This window comes from Halopseudomonas sp. Lyrl_26, assembly GCF_051948695.1.
GTDB lineage: Bacteria > Pseudomonadota > Gammaproteobacteria > Pseudomonadales > Pseudomonadaceae > Halopseudomonas > Halopseudomonas formosensis.
In genome coordinates this window covers 1-16,926 of sequence record NZ_JAYJLH010000018.1, presented here as the reverse complement: position 1 = coordinate 16,926, position 16,926 = coordinate 1, and the positions used below count along the sequence as shown (strand labels likewise).

General features: G+C 60.9%; 17 protein-coding genes. 10 read left to right on the top strand and 7 right to left on the bottom strand.

Features of this window, described 5'->3' with window-relative positions:
- Nucleotides 1-5 precede the first annotated feature (5 nt).
- The 5 genes from VF673_RS14215 to VF673_RS14195 are packed head-to-tail and all read left to right on the top strand — an operon-like array spanning nt 6 to nt 4,879.
- Complete coding sequence (locus tag VF673_RS14215; RefSeq protein ID WP_320331718.1) at nt 6-1,127, top strand: glycosyltransferase family 4 protein; 1,122 nt, start codon at nt 6-8, stop codon at nt 1,125-1,127.
- Nucleotides 1,124-1,942 carry a lipopolysaccharide core heptose(I) kinase RfaP gene (gene rfaP / locus VF673_RS14210; RefSeq protein ID WP_440292407.1) on the top strand — a complete coding sequence of 273 codons (819 nt, stop codon included), beginning with the start codon at nt 1,124-1,126 and terminating at the stop codon, nt 1,940-1,942. Before VF673_RS14215 ends, rfaP begins: the two co-directional genes overlap by 4 nt.
- The gene (locus tag VF673_RS14205; protein ID WP_320331719.1) at nt 1,939-2,685 is read left to right on the top strand and encodes a lipopolysaccharide kinase InaA family protein; all 747 of its coding nucleotides are present in this window, start codon (nt 1,939-1,941) and stop codon (nt 2,683-2,685) included. Before rfaP ends, VF673_RS14205 begins: the two co-directional genes overlap by 4 nt.
- Nucleotides 2,682-3,458, top strand: a complete 777-nt coding sequence (locus tag VF673_RS14200) for a lipopolysaccharide kinase InaA family protein (protein ID WP_440292406.1) — start codon at nt 2,682-2,684, stop codon at nt 3,456-3,458. The genes VF673_RS14205 and VF673_RS14200 overlap by 4 nt, the downstream gene beginning before the upstream one ends.
- Nucleotides 3,458-4,879 (top strand): lipopolysaccharide kinase InaA family protein, encoded by a 1,422-nt coding sequence (locus VF673_RS14195; RefSeq protein ID WP_440292405.1) that lies wholly within the window; start codon nt 3,458-3,460, stop codon nt 4,877-4,879. Before VF673_RS14200 ends, VF673_RS14195 begins: the two co-directional genes overlap by 1 nt.
- Here the strand turns inward: VF673_RS14195 and VF673_RS14190 are convergent, their stop codons facing one another.
- Nucleotides 4,880-5,626: an RES family NAD+ phosphorylase gene (locus VF673_RS14190; protein ID WP_320331722.1), complete on the bottom strand. Its 747-nt coding sequence runs from the start codon at nt 5,624-5,626 to the stop codon at nt 4,880-4,882.
- Entirely contained in the window at nt 5,626-5,997 is a 372-nt protein-coding gene (locus VF673_RS14185; protein ID WP_273124722.1) for an MbcA/ParS/Xre antitoxin family protein, read from the bottom strand. The genes VF673_RS14190 and VF673_RS14185 overlap by 1 nt, the downstream gene beginning before the upstream one ends.
- 167 nt (nt 5,998-6,164) lie before the next feature.
- On the opposite strand from VF673_RS14185, the gene VF673_RS14180 reads away from it, so the two are divergent.
- Genes VF673_RS14180 through VF673_RS14170 form a run of 3 tightly spaced genes read left to right on the top strand, consistent with a single transcriptional unit; the run spans nt 6,165 to nt 9,914 of the window.
- Nucleotides 6,165-7,910, top strand: a complete 1,746-nt coding sequence (locus tag VF673_RS14180) for a carbamoyltransferase family protein (RefSeq protein ID WP_440292404.1) — start codon at nt 6,165-6,167, stop codon at nt 7,908-7,910.
- The gene (locus tag VF673_RS14175; RefSeq protein ID WP_440292403.1) at nt 7,907-9,046 is read left to right on the top strand and encodes a glycosyltransferase; all 1,140 of its coding nucleotides are present in this window, start codon (nt 7,907-7,909) and stop codon (nt 9,044-9,046) included. Before VF673_RS14180 ends, VF673_RS14175 begins: the two co-directional genes overlap by 4 nt.
- Nucleotides 9,036-9,914, top strand: coding sequence for a DUF6625 family protein (locus VF673_RS14170; RefSeq protein WP_407920437.1), 879 nt, complete (start codon nt 9,036-9,038; stop codon nt 9,912-9,914). The genes VF673_RS14175 and VF673_RS14170 overlap by 11 nt, the downstream gene beginning before the upstream one ends.
- 4 nt (nt 9,915-9,918) lie before the next feature.
- Here VF673_RS14170 and VF673_RS14165 read toward each other — a convergent pair whose 3' ends face one another.
- The 3 genes from VF673_RS14165 to VF673_RS14155 all read right to left on the bottom strand — a co-directional run bounded on the left by VF673_RS14165 (nt 9,919) and on the right by VF673_RS14155 (nt 12,306).
- Complete coding sequence (locus VF673_RS14165) at nt 9,919-11,229, bottom strand: O-antigen ligase family protein (RefSeq protein ID WP_440292402.1); 1,311 nt, start codon at nt 11,227-11,229, stop codon at nt 9,919-9,921.
- Nucleotides 11,230-11,335: 106 nt separating this feature from the next.
- On the bottom strand, nt 11,336-11,527 hold the full coding sequence (locus VF673_RS14160) for a hypothetical protein (RefSeq protein ID WP_440292401.1): 192 nt from the start codon (nt 11,525-11,527) through the stop codon (nt 11,336-11,338).
- 182 nt (nt 11,528-11,709) lie between these two features.
- The gene (locus VF673_RS14155; protein WP_440292400.1) at nt 11,710-12,306 is read right to left on the bottom strand and encodes a lipopolysaccharide kinase InaA family protein; all 597 of its coding nucleotides are present in this window, start codon (nt 12,304-12,306) and stop codon (nt 11,710-11,712) included.
- A 129-nt stretch (nt 12,307-12,435) separates the two neighbouring features.
- On the opposite strand from VF673_RS14155, the gene msbA reads away from it, so the two are divergent.
- Nucleotides 12,436-14,241, top strand: coding sequence for a lipid A export permease/ATP-binding protein MsbA (msbA, locus tag VF673_RS14150; protein WP_090538331.1), 1,806 nt, complete (start codon nt 12,436-12,438; stop codon nt 14,239-14,241).
- A gap of 4 nt (nt 14,242-14,245) precedes the next feature.
- Entirely contained in the window at nt 14,246-15,682 is a 1,437-nt protein-coding gene (hldE, locus tag VF673_RS14145; RefSeq protein ID WP_440292413.1) for a bifunctional D-glycero-beta-D-manno-heptose-7-phosphate kinase/D-glycero-beta-D-manno-heptose 1-phosphate adenylyltransferase HldE, read from the top strand.
- A gap of 6 nt (nt 15,683-15,688) precedes the next feature.
- Here hldE and VF673_RS14140 read toward each other — a convergent pair whose 3' ends face one another.
- Nucleotides 15,689-16,150: a hypothetical protein gene (locus VF673_RS14140; protein ID WP_440292399.1), complete on the bottom strand. Its 462-nt coding sequence runs from the start codon at nt 16,148-16,150 to the stop codon at nt 15,689-15,691.
- 162 nt (nt 16,151-16,312) lie between these two features.
- A complete protein-coding gene (locus VF673_RS14135; RefSeq protein ID WP_090538430.1) occupies nt 16,313-16,768 on the bottom strand; it encodes a MaoC family dehydratase in 456 nt (151 codons plus the stop codon).
- Between the last annotated feature and the right edge of the window lie 158 nt (nt 16,769-16,926).

Genomic DNA, 16,926 nt, shown 5'->3' with positions numbered 1-16,926 from the left:
TACTGATGCAACTGGCCTTTGTGCTTTACAAATACTTCCCCTTTGGCGGCCTGCAGCGGGATTTCCTGCGCATCGCCCAGGTCTGCCAGCAGCGCGGTCATGGCATCCGGGTCTACACCATGGGCTGGGAGGGCGAGCGCCCGACCGGTTTCGATATCCGCATTGTCAAGGCCGGCGCCCTGACCAGCCAGGGGCGTAACGAGAAGTTCGTCGCCCGGGTGCAGGCCGATCTGAAGCGTGATCCGGTGGATCGGGTGGTCGGTTTCAACAAGATGCCGGGGTTGGATATCTACTACGCCGCTGACGGCTGTTATGAGGACAAGGCCCAGAACCAGCGCAGCTGGTTCTACCAGTTCGGTCCGCGCTACCGCCATTTCTCAGCCTACGAGCGGGCGGTATTCGCGCCAGAGCGTCGCACCGAGATACTGATGATCTCCGAACTGCAGCTGCCGCTGTTCATGAAGCATTACCGTACCCCGCTGGAACGTTTCCATATGCTGCCGCCGGGTATTTCCCTGGACCGGCGGGCGCCGGCCAATGCGGGCGAGATCCGTGCCGGCCTGCGCACCGAGTTCGGCCTGAAGAAGGACGATCTGCTGCTGGTGCAGATCGGCTCCGGTTTCAAGACCAAGGGGCTGGATCGCACCCTGGATGCGCTCGCGGCTCTGCCGCAGGCGCTGCGCCAACGCACCCGGTTGATCGTCATGGGCGCTGATGATCCTGCACCTTTCCTGCGCCAGAGCCGCGCCCTGGGCATTGCCGATCAGGTACAGATCCTCAAGGGTCGCAGTGACGTGCCGCGCTTTCTGCTGGGGGCGGATCTGCTGATTCACCCTGCCTACAACGAGAACACCGGGACGGTGTTGCTGGAGGCACTGGTGGCCGGGCTGCCGGTGCTGACCACGGCGGCCTGCGGTTATGCGCACTATATCGAGGAGGCCGACTGCGGCCTGGTGGTGCCGGAGCCCTTCGAGCAGAAGACCCTCAACGAGTGGCTGGCGCGCATACTCGATGATCCGGAAACTCGCAGGGAATGGCAGGAAAACGCGCTGGACTATGCCGAGCATGCCGATCTTTACAGCATGCCGGAGCGGGCCGCTGACGTGATTCTGGGAGACCTGGGTTGAGACTGGTATTGCATGAGCCGTTCAAGCGACTCTGGGCCGGGCGTGATGCCTTTGCCGAGGTCGAGCAGCTGCAGGGCGAGGTGTTCCGCGAACTGGAAGCCCGCCGCACCCTGCGAACCGAGGTGGAGGGGCGGGGCTACTTCGTCAAGATCCATCGGGGCGTTGGCTGGGGTGAGATCCTCAAGAACTGGGTGACCCTGAAGAAGCCGGTGCTGGGCGCAGATCAGGAGTGGGATGCGATTGCCGCACTGGCCGCGGCCGGGGTGCCGACCATGACGGCGGTGGCCTTTGGCGAGCGCGGCGCGAATCCGGCCGCTCGGCATTCCTTCATCATCACCGAGGAACTGGCGCCCACCATCAGCCTGGAGGACTTCACCCGGGACTGGCGCGCAGTGCCGCCACCGGCTGCGCTCAAGCACGCGTTGATTCGCCGGGTCGCGGAGATGACCGGGCGCATGCACCGGGCCGGCGTCAATCACCGGGACTGCTATATCTGCCACTTCCTGCTGCACACCGACACGCCGCCCACAGCGGACAATCTGAGACTGTCGCTGATCGACCTGCACCGGGCTCAGGTGCGTCCGAGCGTGCCACGTCGCTGGCGCGACAAGGATCTGGCCGGTCTGTACTTCTCGGCGCTGGATATCGGCCTGACCCGACGGGATCGGTTGCGCTTTCTGAAGCACTACTTCCAGCGCCCGCTGCGCCGGATTCTGGCTGAGGAAGCTGCACTCCTGACCATGCTCGAGCGCAAGGCAGCGCGTCTGCAGGAACGGTTCGAGCGCAAATATGCCAAGGATGCCACTGGCGCATGACGGACTGGACTCTCAACCCCGAATACGCGGTGGGACCCACCGGAGAGGCCTTTGCCTCGCTGGATTCGGTCTTTGCCCTGCAGGGTGAATTCATCACCCGCGACCCGCTCAGCGAAGTGATCCGCGTGCAGGTGGGTGGTCGCCGTTACTATCTCAAACGCTATCACGGCAGCGGCAAGCATCTGCGCCGGTTCATCGGCCGCCCGCGGGTATTGTCCGAATGGCGCAATCTGATGCTGTTCCGGTCCTGGGGTATCCCGGCGGCCACCGTGGTGGCCTTCGGGCTGGAGCGCAGGGGTGGGCTCTTCCATCGCGGTGCATTGATTACCGAGGAGCTGCAGGATACCGCTGACCTGGCCGAGCTGGCCGCAGCCGGCGACCCGCGTCTCAAGGATCCGCGCTGGGTGGACCGGGTGTCCCGCCAGCTGGCCCGGGCCACCCGACTGATGCACAGTCACGGGTTTGCCCATAACGACCTGAAATGGCGCAATGTACTGGTGGAGCAGGGGCCGGGGGCCGACATCCATCTGATCGACTGCCCGGGCGGCACCTTCTGGTGGGGACCTTTTCTCCAGCGGCGGATCATCAAGGATCTGGCGTGCCTGGACAAGGTTGCCAAGTATCAGCTGAGTCGCACCCAGCGTTTGCGCTTCTATCTGTATTACACCGGCCAGGCACGCCTGCAACCGGAGGACAGGCGCAGGCTGCGCCGTATTGTCGAGTACTTCGAGGGTCGTGAATGAGTTCCGCGCCTTTCATTGCGGTCAACGCCGAAGCCATCCTGCGGCGCCATGGGCTGACCAGTTTTGCTGCCCTGTGGGATCTTGATGCCGAGCTGGTGGATGAGCCCAACCGCGCCCGGGGCGGCATCAGCCGCGTCAGTCGGCTGCGGCTGGCCGACGAGCAGGGTCAGGAGCAGGTGTTCTATCTCAAGCGTCAGAGCAACTACCTGATCCGCACCCTGCGCCATCCACTGGGCCAGTCCACCGTGGCGCGCGAATTCCAGAATATCGAAACCTGCGCGCGGCTGTGTATCCCGGCGCTGGACGTCGCCTTCTTCGGCGAGCGGCGGCAGAACGGCGAGCTGCAGGCGATTCTGCTGACGCGCGATCTCGAGGGTTACGCGCCGCTGGATTACTGGTACCAGTGCTGGGATGAGCTGGACTATCGGCTGCGGCAAAACATGATCCGCGCCAGTGCTGCGCTGGTCGCCCGCCTGCATGCCAGCAAGGCGGTGCACTTCAGTCTGTATCCCAAGCATGTGTTTCTCAAGCCTCTGCCCGATGGTATGGGGGCGCGCTTCATCGATCTGGAAAAGTTGCGGCTTCAGCACTTCTCCCGAGGCGGTTTCCAGCGCGATCTGGATGCCCTCAACCGGCGCAGCAAGGAGCCCAGCCGCACCCAGCGCCTGCGTTTTCTGCTGAGTTATCTGGGCAAGGAACGCGTCGATGCAGAGGTGCGCCGCTGGGTAGCGCGGGTGCTGAAGCGCTCGGCGCGAAAGAACAAGGGGCGCTGATGAGTCATCTGACCGCACGGCTGCGCGAATACGGCCGCACGCCCCCCGAGCCCATGACCTTGCCCCTGGTGGAAGGGGAGCTGCGGATCCGGCGCTGGTTGCGGGTGCTGCCGGGCAAGCGGTTGGTCGGCCATGGCGAGCTGAACGGACAGCCGGTGTTGGCCAAACTGTTCATTGCCACCGGGGCAGAGCGGCACTGGCAGCGTGAAAGTGTCGGCATCCAGGCATTGCAGCGGGCAGCCCTGAGCACGCCTGCCCTGCTGGCCAGCGGCGAGCTGGCCGGCGGTGGTCGCTATCTGCTGACCGAGTATCTGACGGATGCGCGCAGCCTGCAGCAGCTGTGGGACGAGCTGGCCGATCAGCACCCGGGCAGCGCCGCTGCCGAGGCCATACTGCACCGTGCTCTCACTCTTATCGGCCGCATGCACCGGCAGGGGGTGCAGCAGACTGACCTGCATCTGGGCAACTTCCTGCAGCAGGACGACGAGCTGTATGTCATTGATGGCGATGCCATCGAGGTGGCCGATCCCGGTCGGCCGCTGTCTGACGCGGCACGGCTGGACAATCTCGGGCTGTTCTTTGCCCAGCTGCCGCCGGAATGGGATCAGCGGATGCGCGAGTTGCTGGGCGCCTACATGGTCTCGTGCCCCGGTGGGCTGGACGCGACGGCCGTCGTTACCGCGACTGCCCGCCGGCGCCAGGCGCGCCTGCAGCAGTTCCTCGACAAGACCCTGCGCGACTGCACCCAGTTTGCCGTGAGTCGGCGCTTCGATCGTTTCATCAGCGTGCTGCGCAGCGAGCAGGCGCTGCTGGCGCCGCTGCTGGCCGACCCGGACAGCGCCTTTGCCGGCCAGCCACTGCTCAAGGACGGCGGCAGCAGTACTGTTACCCGTGTCACTCTCGGCGGTCGCGAACTGGTGGTCAAACGCTACAACATAAAGGGTCCCGGTCATTGGCTGAAACGCTTCTGGCGCCCCAGTCGCGCCTGGCATTCCTGGCTGGCAGCCTGGCGTCTGGACTTCCTCGGCATTGCCACTCCCCAGCCACTGGCCATGATCGAACGTCGTTTCGGCCCCCTGCGCTCTCAGGCCTGGCTGATCAGTGAGTACTGTCCCGGTGAGAATCTGTTGCAGCATCTGGGTGAACAGGGTGAGCGGGTGCCGCAGGGCAGGGAGGCGCAGCAACTGCTCAGGCCATTCCACCAGTTGCATGCGGCAAGGATCAGCCATGGTGACTTCAAGGCGACCAATCTGCTCTGGCATCAGGAGCAGGCGGTGCTGATCGATCTTGACGCCATGCAGGCCCACAACGAATCGGCAGCCTGGCAGCGCGCCTGGCACAAGGACCGTGCCCGCTTCATCCGCAACTGGCCGGAAGGCTCGGCCCTGCACCTCTGGCTGGAAGCCAATCTCCCCGGCTGATCAGGCGGGCAGGGGCAGCTGGCCGCCGTGCAGGAAGTCCGCCAGATCGAAGCGGGTCAGGGTATTGCTGGCGGTCTGCCGAAAGGTAGCCGATGTGGCATCCAGCTCGCACTGCCAGAGGCTGATGTCGCCCGGCTGGCGCCCCTGAAAACAGGTTGGCGTGAAGAGCGCCACGCAGAAGCCGCCCTTGCCATCGCGCGCCGATTGATACTGGAATGCCTCCACCCCGGCTTCACGCATGGCGGTACCCAGCTGCTGGCATACGGAGTAGTCGCTGGGGTGGGTCAGCTCATGCCGGTAGGCCGAGAACGGCGCCTTGTGCAGCTGCACGCCCTGCGTCGAGCGGTAGCGGGCCGAGAACAGGGTGTGTTCCGTATGGATGCGGTCTCTGACGGGCGGGCTCTCCATGGAATGCCAGAACAGGAAGCGGTAATAGGCCGACTCGGCCAGGGTAGTATGGATGGAGCCGCCACCATAGAACAGGCTGGGTTCATGGGTGCGGCCGAAGCGCGAGCCCCAGGGCAGGGGCGGATAGCGAAACGGGCTGCGCAGCAGGTAATGCAGCTGGTGCAGCTCGTCCCGGTAAGCCGGTTTGGCGGTCTCCAGCAGCTCCTCGAGCAGAGCCTGTTCCTCCAGCGTATCCACGTAATCCAGGGTAGCCACCTTGGCCTGGCTCTCCACCAGTCTGAACAACGTTCCCTGAATGGGTTTGATGTGGCTGGCTCCGTGCAGCTGCTGCCACAGCATCAGGTCTTGCCCCGCATTGCGTCAACGAACTGCAGTACGGTCATCAGCCCCTGAATACGAGTGATCTGCTCGGCGGGGATGCCACCGGTAATCCGGTTGGGCGTGCGCATGAAATGCCTTATCCACTCCTCATCTCCGCCAGTCAGGGCATGCAGCGCCCGGGCAAGGCGAATCAGCAGCAAGGCCAGTTCGCCTTGCTTGCTGGTCGGGTCCAGCGCCTGGCTCTGCTTAAGGCGACTGACGGCCGTGCGATGGATACCGAGCACATCCCCAAGCTCAGCCTGTCGCAGGCCCAGCTGTGCAGCGGCCCGCAGTACGGCCTTGGCCAGTACCGACTCGGCAGAGGGAGCGAAGCGTTCGGCTGTATGCATGATATTCTCCTGTTCGTTATGCACATTATAGTAGTATTTGTTGCATGGTGCACATGTGCCGATCAGCTGCCTGCTCTAATGGCGAAGCCGTTCGGGTACAGGGACAAGCCAGCGCTCCGCAATTGGGATAAAATGCCCGCTTTTACTTCTACCTGAGAGGTGCATCCGTGGGATTGACCGTTCTGGGACTGTCCGGCGCTTTGAGCCATGATCCGTCCGCTGCCCTGTATATCGATGGCAAGCTGATTGCTGCCGTGGAGGAAGAGCGCTTCGTGCGGGACAAGCATGCCAAGAACCGCATGCCCTACGAGTCGGCCAAATTCTGCCTGGAGCAGGCCGGAATCACTCCGGCGGACGTGGATATCGTCGCCATTCCCTTCGCACCTATCAGTATCTTCGAGAAGGCGCGCTGGCACTACGCCAAGCGCTACTGGTATGCGCCTGACCGCTCGCTGGATGCCATTCTCATGGGCAACCGCCGTTACCACCGCTACAGGAAACGCATCCAGTGGTGCCTGCAGCAGCTGGGTTTCGATCTGAAGAAGGTCAAGCTGGAGTCGGTCGAGCATCACCTGGCGCATGCCTCCAGCGCGTACCACTGTTCCGGCTTCCAGGAGAAGACCGCGATTCTGGGCATCGATGGCAAGGGTGAGTACGCCACCACCTTCTTCGGCTACGGTGAGAATGGTCAGATCCACAAGATCAAGGAGTTCTATGACCCGGATTCCCTGGGCGGCCTCTACGGGGCGCTGACCGAGTATCTGGGCTTCGAGATGCTGGATGGCGAATTCAAGGTCATGGGCATGGCGCCCTATGGTGACGCCGCCAAGTACGATTTCTCCCGTCTGGCCAAGTTCGAGAACGGCGAGCTGATCATCAATACCGACTACGCCAACGTCATCGGCTTCCGCCGCTACAAGGAAAAGGGCAAGGGCTACTACTTCTCGCCCAAGCTGATCGAGTGGCTGGGGCCCAAGCGCGAAGGCGACATCGCCGACGACCCCTACATCCATTATGCCGCCAGCATGCAAGCCCTGTTCGAGAAGCTGGCGCTGGAAATGATGGACTACTATCTGGGCGACATCATCCGTGAAACCGGCAAGATCGCCTTTGCCGGCGGCTGCGCGCTGAACGTCAAGCTCAACCAGAAGATCATTGCCCGCCCCGAGGTCAAGGAGCTGTTCGTCCAGCCCGCTTCCGGCGATGCCGGTACGGCCGTGGGTGCCGCCGCCTACATCTCGGTGAAGAATGGCGTGCCGGTGGAGAAGATGGAACACGTCTACCTCGGCCCCAGCTACAGCAACGAGGATGTCATTGCCGCCTGCGCCCGCCACCCGAACAAGCCCCAGTGGCAGAAGATCGACGATGTGCCCGAGCGTATCGCCAGAATCATGGTGGAGGGCAATCCGGTCGCCTGGTTCCAGGGGCGCATGGAGTTCGGTCCGCGGGCCCTGGGCGGCCGCTCCATCATCGGCTGCCCGAGCGTCAAGGGGGTCGCCGACCGGATCAACGAACAGATCAAGTTCCGCGAACGCTGGCGCCCGTTCTGCCCTTCCATGCTCGATACCGTGGCGCCCAAGATGCTCAAGGTCGACCACCCCAGCCCCTTCATGACCTTCACCTTCGAGGTCAATGAGGAGTGGAAGGACCGGGTACCCGAGGTCGTGCACGAGGATGGTACCTCCCGCGCCCAGGTGCTGGAGCGCCGCCACAACCCACGCTGGTACGACCTGATGGTGGAGCTGGAGAAGCTCACCGGCAACGGTGTGTCCCTCAATACCTCGCTGAACCGTCGTGGTGAACCCATGGTGTGCTCACCCACCGACGCGCTGAACATGTTCTATGGCTCGGATCTGCAGTATCTGATCATGGAGGATGTGCTGGTAGTGAAGGAGGGCGCTCGCGGATTATGAAATCGCCTGAAGGCGGGTCGACATCACAACCCTGGGTGCTGCAATTCTGTCACGGCTACGATGGACCGTTTCTGGATTGCGCTCGTCAGTACGCTGCGCTTTTTTTTGGATCGCAATATAAAGTCTGCACGGTATATTTGACCGGTTCGCCGAGCGACGAGGTCGTTCGCGGCTCAGCGTCTGACGAAGTAGTCTTCCTTGATTACCATAGCAGGGACATCCGCGGGTTGAAGCTTGATGCAATACGCCGGGTACGCGAACTGGTAAGTGGGCGGGAGTTTCATTTCTGTATAGCCCATCGCTTCAAGCCGATCTATATCAGTCTGTTCGCTACGCGTTTGCCGGTTATCGGCGTACACCACGCGTTCGGGGTATATCAGCGCAAGATGCGGCGCTGGTTCGTGAGGCGTTTTCGCGCGCGATTGTTGCTGCTCGGGGTATCCGATGCAGTTCGGGATGATATTGGACGCTGCCTCCCCGGCTGGGACAGCGCCGGTCTCGCGACTCTCTACAACCGTATTGATGTGACGGCTATTCAGGCTGAACAGCTGACGCGTGAACAAGCGCGCGCGCATCTTGGGCTACCTCGTGATGCTTGGGTCGTGGGTAATGTGGGCAGACTGCACCCGGACAAGGATCAGGCGACGCTCATCCGTGGCTTCGCAGCCGCGCTACCTGGCCTCCCCAACGGAAGCGTGCTGGCGATCATGGGTACGGGGCGGTTGAAGGACAAGCTCAAGGACTTGGCAATGCGGTTAGGGGTGGCGAGCCAGGTCCTATTTCTGGGTCAGGTCAAACATGGCAGACGTTATTTCAAGGCCTTTGACGTGTTTGCGCTTACCTCAGACCACGAGCCGTTTGGTATGGTCCTGCTCGAGGCCATGGCGGCTGGAGTGCCGCTGTTGAGTACCGATTGCGGAGGCGCCAAGGAAATCGTCGAGGGTATCGGGCCGTTGTTCCCGTTGGGAGATGCAGATACTCTGGCAACCGTTCTGCTGGAATTGTCCCACCTGTCAGAAGCGGATGTGCAGTTGCTGAGACAGCGAATGTTGCAACGTCTGAACGAGCATTATGTGGATGATGCGATTCGCCCGCTGTTTTTTCAGATACTACGGGAGAGTGGTCGTGTCAGCTAAGCCCCCCAGTCTGTTGATCCTGATACCTTATTTCGGGCAATGGCCTTTCTGGATGCCCCTTTTTCTAAAGAGTTGTGAATTCAATCCCGATATCAATTGGCTGCTTATCGGAGATTGCGGTGAGCCTTTGGGCTTGCCGGGGAACGTCCAATATCGGTATTGCGGGTATGCTGAATACTGCGACCATGTGTCAGCGCTGTTAGGACTGGAGTTTTACCCTCAAAACCCCTACAAGCTTTGTGATCTCAAGCCCGCGCTTGGTTTTATCCATCAGCAAGAGACCGAAGGCTACGATTTCTGGGGGTTTGGTGATTTAGATTTGGTCTATGGCGACCTCAGGTCCTACTTCACGGAAGAAAAGCTCCGCCGCTACGACTTCTTTTCGACCCATGCGCGCCGGGTATCCGGTCATCTCTGTTTACTGCGCAATAACGAGCGTATGCGCAATCTGTTCTGGCAGATCCCAATGTTCCATGAGCGGATACAGGATCAGCAGCATCATGCCTTGGATGAGGGCGGGTTTTCTCGCCTGTTCCTGAAGCGGAAGAACTTCCCTGAGCCATTGTTCAAGCTGGTAGGGCTCTTCAATCCCCTGCGCCGCGCTGCCGAGTTCCAAGAGGCCTTCAGTACGCCCAATGGCAAGGTAGCTTGGGTTGATGGTACCCGCGATTTTCCGGACTGTTGGCAATGGGAAATGGGTCGACTGACTAACGACCGCATGCTCGGAAAGACCTACCCCTACTTTCATTTTCTGGGTTGGAAGCGTCTGTTCGGCGAGAACAGCGAGCTGACTGATCCTGTCCGGATCAGCGCCCTAGCTGCAGCGCAGAAGTGGCGTATCGACTGTCGGGGATTTCATCCAGCCTGATGATTCAGGCCAGACGTTCTCTATGCCGCAGGCAGAATGAATAGAAAAATCCACCCACTAGACCGATCACATAGGTGCCGGTCGGATAGATGATATAGGACTCGAAGCAGCTGACGACCAGCCAGAAGACGAAGAATGTCCAGGCAAAGAGAAAGACGTCCAATGGCATCTGCTTTTGTTGATAGGCTTTGATAGTCGCGCGACCGACCAGAGTGATGAGCGCTACAATAAACATCGCGCCGATCAGACCTATTTCCACCAGCGTCTGAAGGTAGGAGTTATGCAGGTGGTTAAACTGTTTTTTGAAGGCATCGCTGAACAGATCTGAGTTGCGAATCAGGGGTCTGGACCCGCGCCCGCCCCAACCCATGAAGGGCTTCTCCATTATCCAGCCGGCTGCAGCTGACCAGCTGGCAACGCGAATCTCGAAACTGCTCAGATCATGTTCCTCATGAGTGGCGGCTTGCCGCAGGCTTTCCCAAGTTACTTTCTCCGATTCGAGGCGCTCACTGACCAGCTCGGGGATGTCGAAGCAGCTGGCCAGCAGTACGAGCAGGGCTCCAGCCGCGATGGTTGCCAGCAGCGGTTTGCGTAGCGAGAGAAGAGGCCGCCCCCGGAGCAAGTAAGCAGTTCCAAGCAATGCGGGAAGCACAAGCAGAGTGACGCATAATCCCAGCCAGACCGCGCGTGTCTGGGAGACGAAGACTCCCCAGAAGGAGAACAGCCAAGCCAGCGCCCAGAGTATTACGCCAAGAGGAGCAGCAGACCCCCACCTGCGCCTTGTCCAGATAAACAGACGCGGTGCGAAAGCGGTCAATGCCAAGGCGCAGGTCGCAAACACGATACCCGTATGCTGGGCATTGTGAATACCGAAGTCGACACGTTCACCCTGCCAGGCGTTGCGCCATTCGGTGGGGTTGAACTGCACTACCAAGTACACCAAGAGCCCAGCGAACGCTACCCAGAGCAGTCGCCACGCGGTCAGCTGACTGCTTCGGGATATGGCATATGCGATAGCGACGAAGTAAAGGACCCTGAGGAAACGACGGTCACTGGTCGTGGGAGGGAAGTGATCGGGCAGTGTCAGCCGGTGCCAGATGATCGAGAAGACAACGAACAGGAAGAACGCAAAACCAAGGAGAATCACCGGATCCTTCCGAAGATCCGCATTTGATGGCGCCACCGTCATAGGTACAAACAGCAGAATCAGCAGGTAGCAGGCGACATCAAACAGCCTGGGAACCGGAAGCCAGAAAAACGCAAATGCGAGACTGCTGGCTCCCAGCACTGTGTAGAGTGCTTCTCGTTTGTTCATCATCATCCGTTGTGACTACTACTAACTACTAGAGGAAAGGCTCTGCGCGGCTTCTGTGGTCGCACTCTTTCTTGAGTATTGCCAAAAAACAGGGTGCAGGAGCTTATCAGATGTATTTGCGGGTTTCTATCCGCTTGAGATTGACCTTGGGGACAACAAGGTTGTAATGACCTGAGCGATCTGCTCCATCCAGAGCAGGCAGAAATTGCCTGAGCAGAAAATAATAGCTGTATTCGGGCTTGCCCAGCGCGCCCTGAATGTTTGTACCACTAACTTTTGAGTTGACGATGATGATCATTCTTTTTTCTTTTTGGATATTCGCCAGCCGCGCGTGAGACTTCTGAGCTGCTCTGGCTCACGGTAATACAAACAGTATTCGCTATCCATTGCAAGCCAGCGAAGAGGGGGAAATGAGCTGACCTTCCAGTCAGCTCACGAGGGTCTGGTCATTGCCTCGAAACCGGGGGGGCGCTGGGGTTGTCAGCGCGTATTGAAGAGGAAGAGGGTGCCGATATCCGGATCTACATGAGCCCAATCGTCACCGTATCGCGTCAGGTGCTGTAGATTGCGTTTGCGCATGCTGCGTGACAGGGAACGGCCCAGACAACGCATGTCGGAGATGTCGATGAGTCCGAATCGGTCGTCCGGTGTCAGTATGATATTGCCCATGTGCAGTGAGCGGAAGTAAACGCCGCTGTCGTGCAGGCGTGTAATGAACTCAGCCAGCCGGGCGAAGAGTTTAAGCTGATCGATGTGCTCATCATTGCTGAGTAGCTGGCGCAGCGTTACTCCTTCCAGGGGGTGATAGTGCACGACCGAGCGGTAAGGCTCGCTCAGGCGGTACAGCTGTATCACCTTCGGACAGGGTATACCGAGCTTCTGCAATGCGTCAGCGTTGTCTGCGAAGCGTTTTGCAGGGGGGTAGAAAGCGGTTTTGGACAACCAGCTCTTGCGCCGGAACAGCTTGAGAAAGGTACCGTCGGCCAGGTGCAGGACCTTCTCTCCGTACCTGTCCTTCTCCAGCACCTGGGCGTCGGCGCACCAGGCGGCATATTTTTCCCTGCTCAGTACCTGCATTGAAATAATCCTGAAACAAAAGTGCAGTCTAACTTAACCCCGTCACCAGTTCATGTTTGATGGTGGGGAGCGGGCGGTTCCGGCCTGCTGTGATAAACTCGCTGCTTGATTCCATTTCGCGAAGAGCTTATGTCGGACTCGAAGAAAGAAAGCTTTGCCCGCTCCAGCGCCCGCATCTACCTGCGCCTGCTCGGTTACGTCAGGCCCTACTGGATTCCCTTTGCGATCAGTATCCTGGGGTTCGTGATCTTCGCGTCCAGCCAGCCGGCCATGGCCTGGATGCTGAAATACTTCGTTGACGGGTTGACCGAGGGGGCCAGTGCCCAGTTTCTCGGTGTGCCGCTGATCTGGGGCTTTCCGCTGTTCATCATTCTGGTGGCGCTTTATCAGGGGATCGGTTCCTACCTGGGTAACTACTTCATTGCCAAGGTCTCCCTGGGGGTGGTGCATGATCTGCGCACGGCCCTGTTCGACAACCTGCTGACGCTGCCCAATCGTTACTTCGACAACAACAATTCCGGCCATCTTGTATCGCGGGTTACCTTCAACGTTACCATGGTTACCGGCGCCGCGACGGATGCCATCAAGGTAGTGTTTCGCGAGGGCCTGACGGTAATCTTCCTGTTCGGCTACCTGCTGTGGATGAACTGGAAGCTGACCCTGGTGCTGATGGCCGTATTGCCGCTGATCGGCCTGATGGTCAACAGCACCAGCAAGAAATTCCGCAAGCAGAGCAAGAAGATCCAGACCGCCATGGGGGATGTGACCCATGTGACCTCGGAAACCATTACCGGGTACCGGGTAGTGCGCAGCTTCGGCGGCGAGGATTACGAGAGCCAGCGCTTTCACAGGGCCAGCGAGAACAACCGGCAGCGTGGGTTGAAGATGGTGCGCACCGGCGCTGTCTTCACTCCGACCCTGCAGCTGGCTACCTACGGCGCCATGGCCGGGGTGATGTTCCTGGTGCTGTTCCTGCGCGGCGATGCAACCGCAGGGGATCTGGTGTCCTACATCACTGCGGCGGGCCTGCTGCCCAAGCCGATCCGCCAGCTGTCGGAAGTCAGTGCCAATATCCAGAAGGGGATTGCCGCGGCGGAAAGCATCTTCGAGCAGCTGGATGAGGAGCCGGAGCAGGATACCGGCACCATTGAGCGGGATCGAGTAACGGGTCGCATCGAGGTAAACAACCTGACATTCGGCTACCCGGGTTCTGACAAACCGGTGCTGCAGGATATCAGTTTCACCGTGGAGCCCGGTCAGATGGTGGCGCTGGTCGGCCGTTCCGGCAGTGGCAAATCGACTCTCGCCAACCTGATACCCCGTTTCTATACGCACGAACAGGGCCAGATCCTGATCGACGGTGTGGCGGTGGAAAAATACCGGCTGCGCAATCTGCGTCGGCACATCGCACTGGTTACCCAGCATGTGACCCTGTTCAACGATACCGTGGCCAATAATATCGCCTATGGTGATCTGGCCGGCGCTCCGCGGGACGCAGTGATCGCCGCCGCCGAGGCCGCCTATGCGCGGGAATTCATTGAGCAGTTACCCCAGGGGTTCGATACGCTGGTCGGCGAGAACGGGGTGCTGCTGTCTGGCGGCCAGCGCCAGAGGCTGGCCATCGCCCGCGCGCTGCTGCGCGATGCGCCCATCCTGATCCTCGACGAGGCGACCTCGGCCCTGGATACCGAGTCCGAGCGCCATATCCAGGCTGCCCTGGACCGAGTGATGCAAGGGCGTACGGCGCTGGTGATTGCCCACCGCCTGTCCACCATCGAAAAGGCGGACATCATCATGGTGATGGACCAGGGGCGTATCGTCGAGCGCGGCAGCCATGCCGAGCTGATGGCCCTCAACGGATACTACGCCCGACTGCACAGCATGCAGTTCGAGGAGAACGCGCCCAACGGGCAGGAACACGCAACAGATGAGTAATGCAATGAAACTGACCATGCCCCGTTTTGATGCCGCCCCTGTCCTGGTTGTCGGAGATGTCATGCTGGATCGCTACTGGCATGGTCCCAGTGAACGCATCTCCCCGGAGGCGCCGGTACCGGTTATCCGCGTCGACCAGATCGAGGACCGGCCCGGTGGCGCGGGCAACGTGGCACTGAACATCGCCGCACTCGGTGCACCGGCATGGCTGGTCGGTGTCACCGGCGAGGATGAGGCGGCCGAGATCCTCCGCCGCCGGCTCAATGCTGCTGGTGTCTACTGCGCCTTCCAGAGCCATGCCCAGCAGCCGACCATCACCAAGCTGCGTGTCTTGAGCCGGCATCAGCAGTTGCTGCGGGTGGACTTCGAGGAGCCCTTCAGCACCGATGGGCAGGCCATGCTGGAGACGGTGGGCGGGCTGCTGGACAAGGTCAAGGTGGTCATCCTCTCCGACTACGGCAAGGGTGCGCTGGTCAACCATCAGGCACTGATTGCCCTGGCCCGGGAGCGGGGTCTGCCGGTTCTGGGCGATCCCAAGGGCAAGGACTTTTCCATCTACCGCGGCGCGACCCTGATCACGCCGAACATGGCCGAGTTCGAGGCAGTGGTGGGCCGCTGTGCCAGCGAGCAGGAACTGGTGGACAAGGGCATGGCGCTGATCACCGAGCTGGATCTGCAGGCCCTGCTGGTGACCCGCAGCGAGCATGGCATGACCCTGCTGCGCCAGGGCGAGGCACCCCTGCATCTCCCGGCGCGCGCCCGCGAAGTTTTCGATGTCACCGGTGCCGGTGACACTGTCATTTCTACTCTGGCAGCGGTGCTGGCTGCCGGTGAATCCCTGCCGCTGGCGGTAGCGCTGGCCAATCTGGCCGCCGGTATCGTCATCGGCAAGCTGGGTACCGCCGCCATCAGTGCGCCGGAGTTGCGCCGCGCGGTGCAGCACACCCAGGGCGCCGGCCGTGGCGTCATGTCCACCGAGCAGTTGCTGGTAGCGCTGGAGGATGCCCGCGCCCATGGCGAGCGCATTGTCTTCACCAACGGCTGCTTCGACATCATCCATGCCGGTCATGTCGGTTATCTGGAAGAGGCCCGGGCGCAGGGGGATCGACTGGTGGTGGCGATCAACGACGATGCCTCTGTCACCCGGCTCAAGGGCCCGGGCCGACCGATCAACGCGGTTGACCGGCGCATGGCGGTACTTGCCGGGCTTGAGGCTGTGGATTGGGTGGTGAGTTTTGCCGAAGACACGCCTGAATCCCTGCTGGAGCAGGTGCGGCCGGACGTGCTGGTCAAGGGGGGCGATTACGGTATCGATCAGGTGGTTGGTGCTCCCATCGTCCAGGCCTATGGTGGCGAGGTGAAGGTGCTCAAGTTCGTCGACAGCTGCTCCACCACCGCCATCGTCGAGAAAATCCGACGTCAGGACAGCGCTGCGCCCTGATCTCGGTCAGGGCCTGAAGGCGTTGCTGGCCTGGCAGAACATGCGGCCGGCACTGCTGGCGGTATTGCAGCGAGTGCCGAACCATTGCCTGGCCGCCTTGCGGCAGTTGCGATAATCGATGGAGCCGCTGCGGTAATTGCTGCAGACGCTGGCAAAGGTCACCTGGCTGCCATCGTGTTCGTAATACATATCGTACTTTTCCTCCGCTCCCCGGGCATCGATCCAGCGGACCGTTTCCTGCTGGCTCTGGATGATCCGTCTTTCCCGCGACGGCGCTCCTGATCGGGTCGTGCGGTGGAGAGGTGCCGCCGTGTTGATCTGTCGACTGGGCTGGTAATTGCGATCATTGAACTCGGTCTGGCGACGCGGGGCGGACTCGTTCACCGAGGCGGAAAGGCCGGGAGCCACGCTGAGAAACCACAGCAGAATGATGCCGGCGATGCGGATGGTCAGAGGCCAGGATTCCATGGCAGTACCCTTTTTCTGGCTGTCAGGATGCTGCTGAGCCTAGCAGTGGTACTGTCTCGGGGGCGTGGCTTGGGTCACATAGCGGAGGATTGCGGCGCTTCGTTTGGGTATTTTGCGACCCAGGTCGATATCCCTGGCCGGCCGGGCCGGCCAGGGGGAGGATCAGACGAAGTACAGGGCGAGGGTCTCGGCGATGTAGGCGGGCTTGTCCACGCCTTCGATCTCAAGCGTGGCGCGGGATTTCACCAGCCACTGGCCGGGGTTCTTCTCGGTCACGTCGATTACAGTAAGCTGCATGCGCACCCGGGAGCCGACCCGTACCGGCTGAATGAAGCGCACGCTGTCCAACCCGTAGTTGACTGCCATCTTAAGCCCTTCCGGACGAATCGCCAGACCGGCCGACAGCGCCGGGATCAGCGACAGGGACAGGAAGCCATGGGCGATGGTGCCGCCGAACGGCGTCTGTTTGGCCTTTTCCTCGTCGATATGGATGAACTGGTGGTCGCCAGTGCAATCGGCGAACTGGTTGACCCGCTCCTGGTCGATCAGCAGCCAGTCGGAATGGCCCAGGTCCTTGCCGATATAGGAAGGCAGGTCGTTGACGGTGACGGTGGTCATGGCGTTCTCCATGGCAATATTGTTGTTGGCCCCCTGGGGGGGGGAAAGTCGTGACATGGTTGCAAGGGCGCCAGGCAGGGTCAATGGATGGGGGCTTTCATTGGTGTGCTGAATGCTGTAACCGTAGCTCGAGCTGGTCTGAAACAGCGGGTTGCACC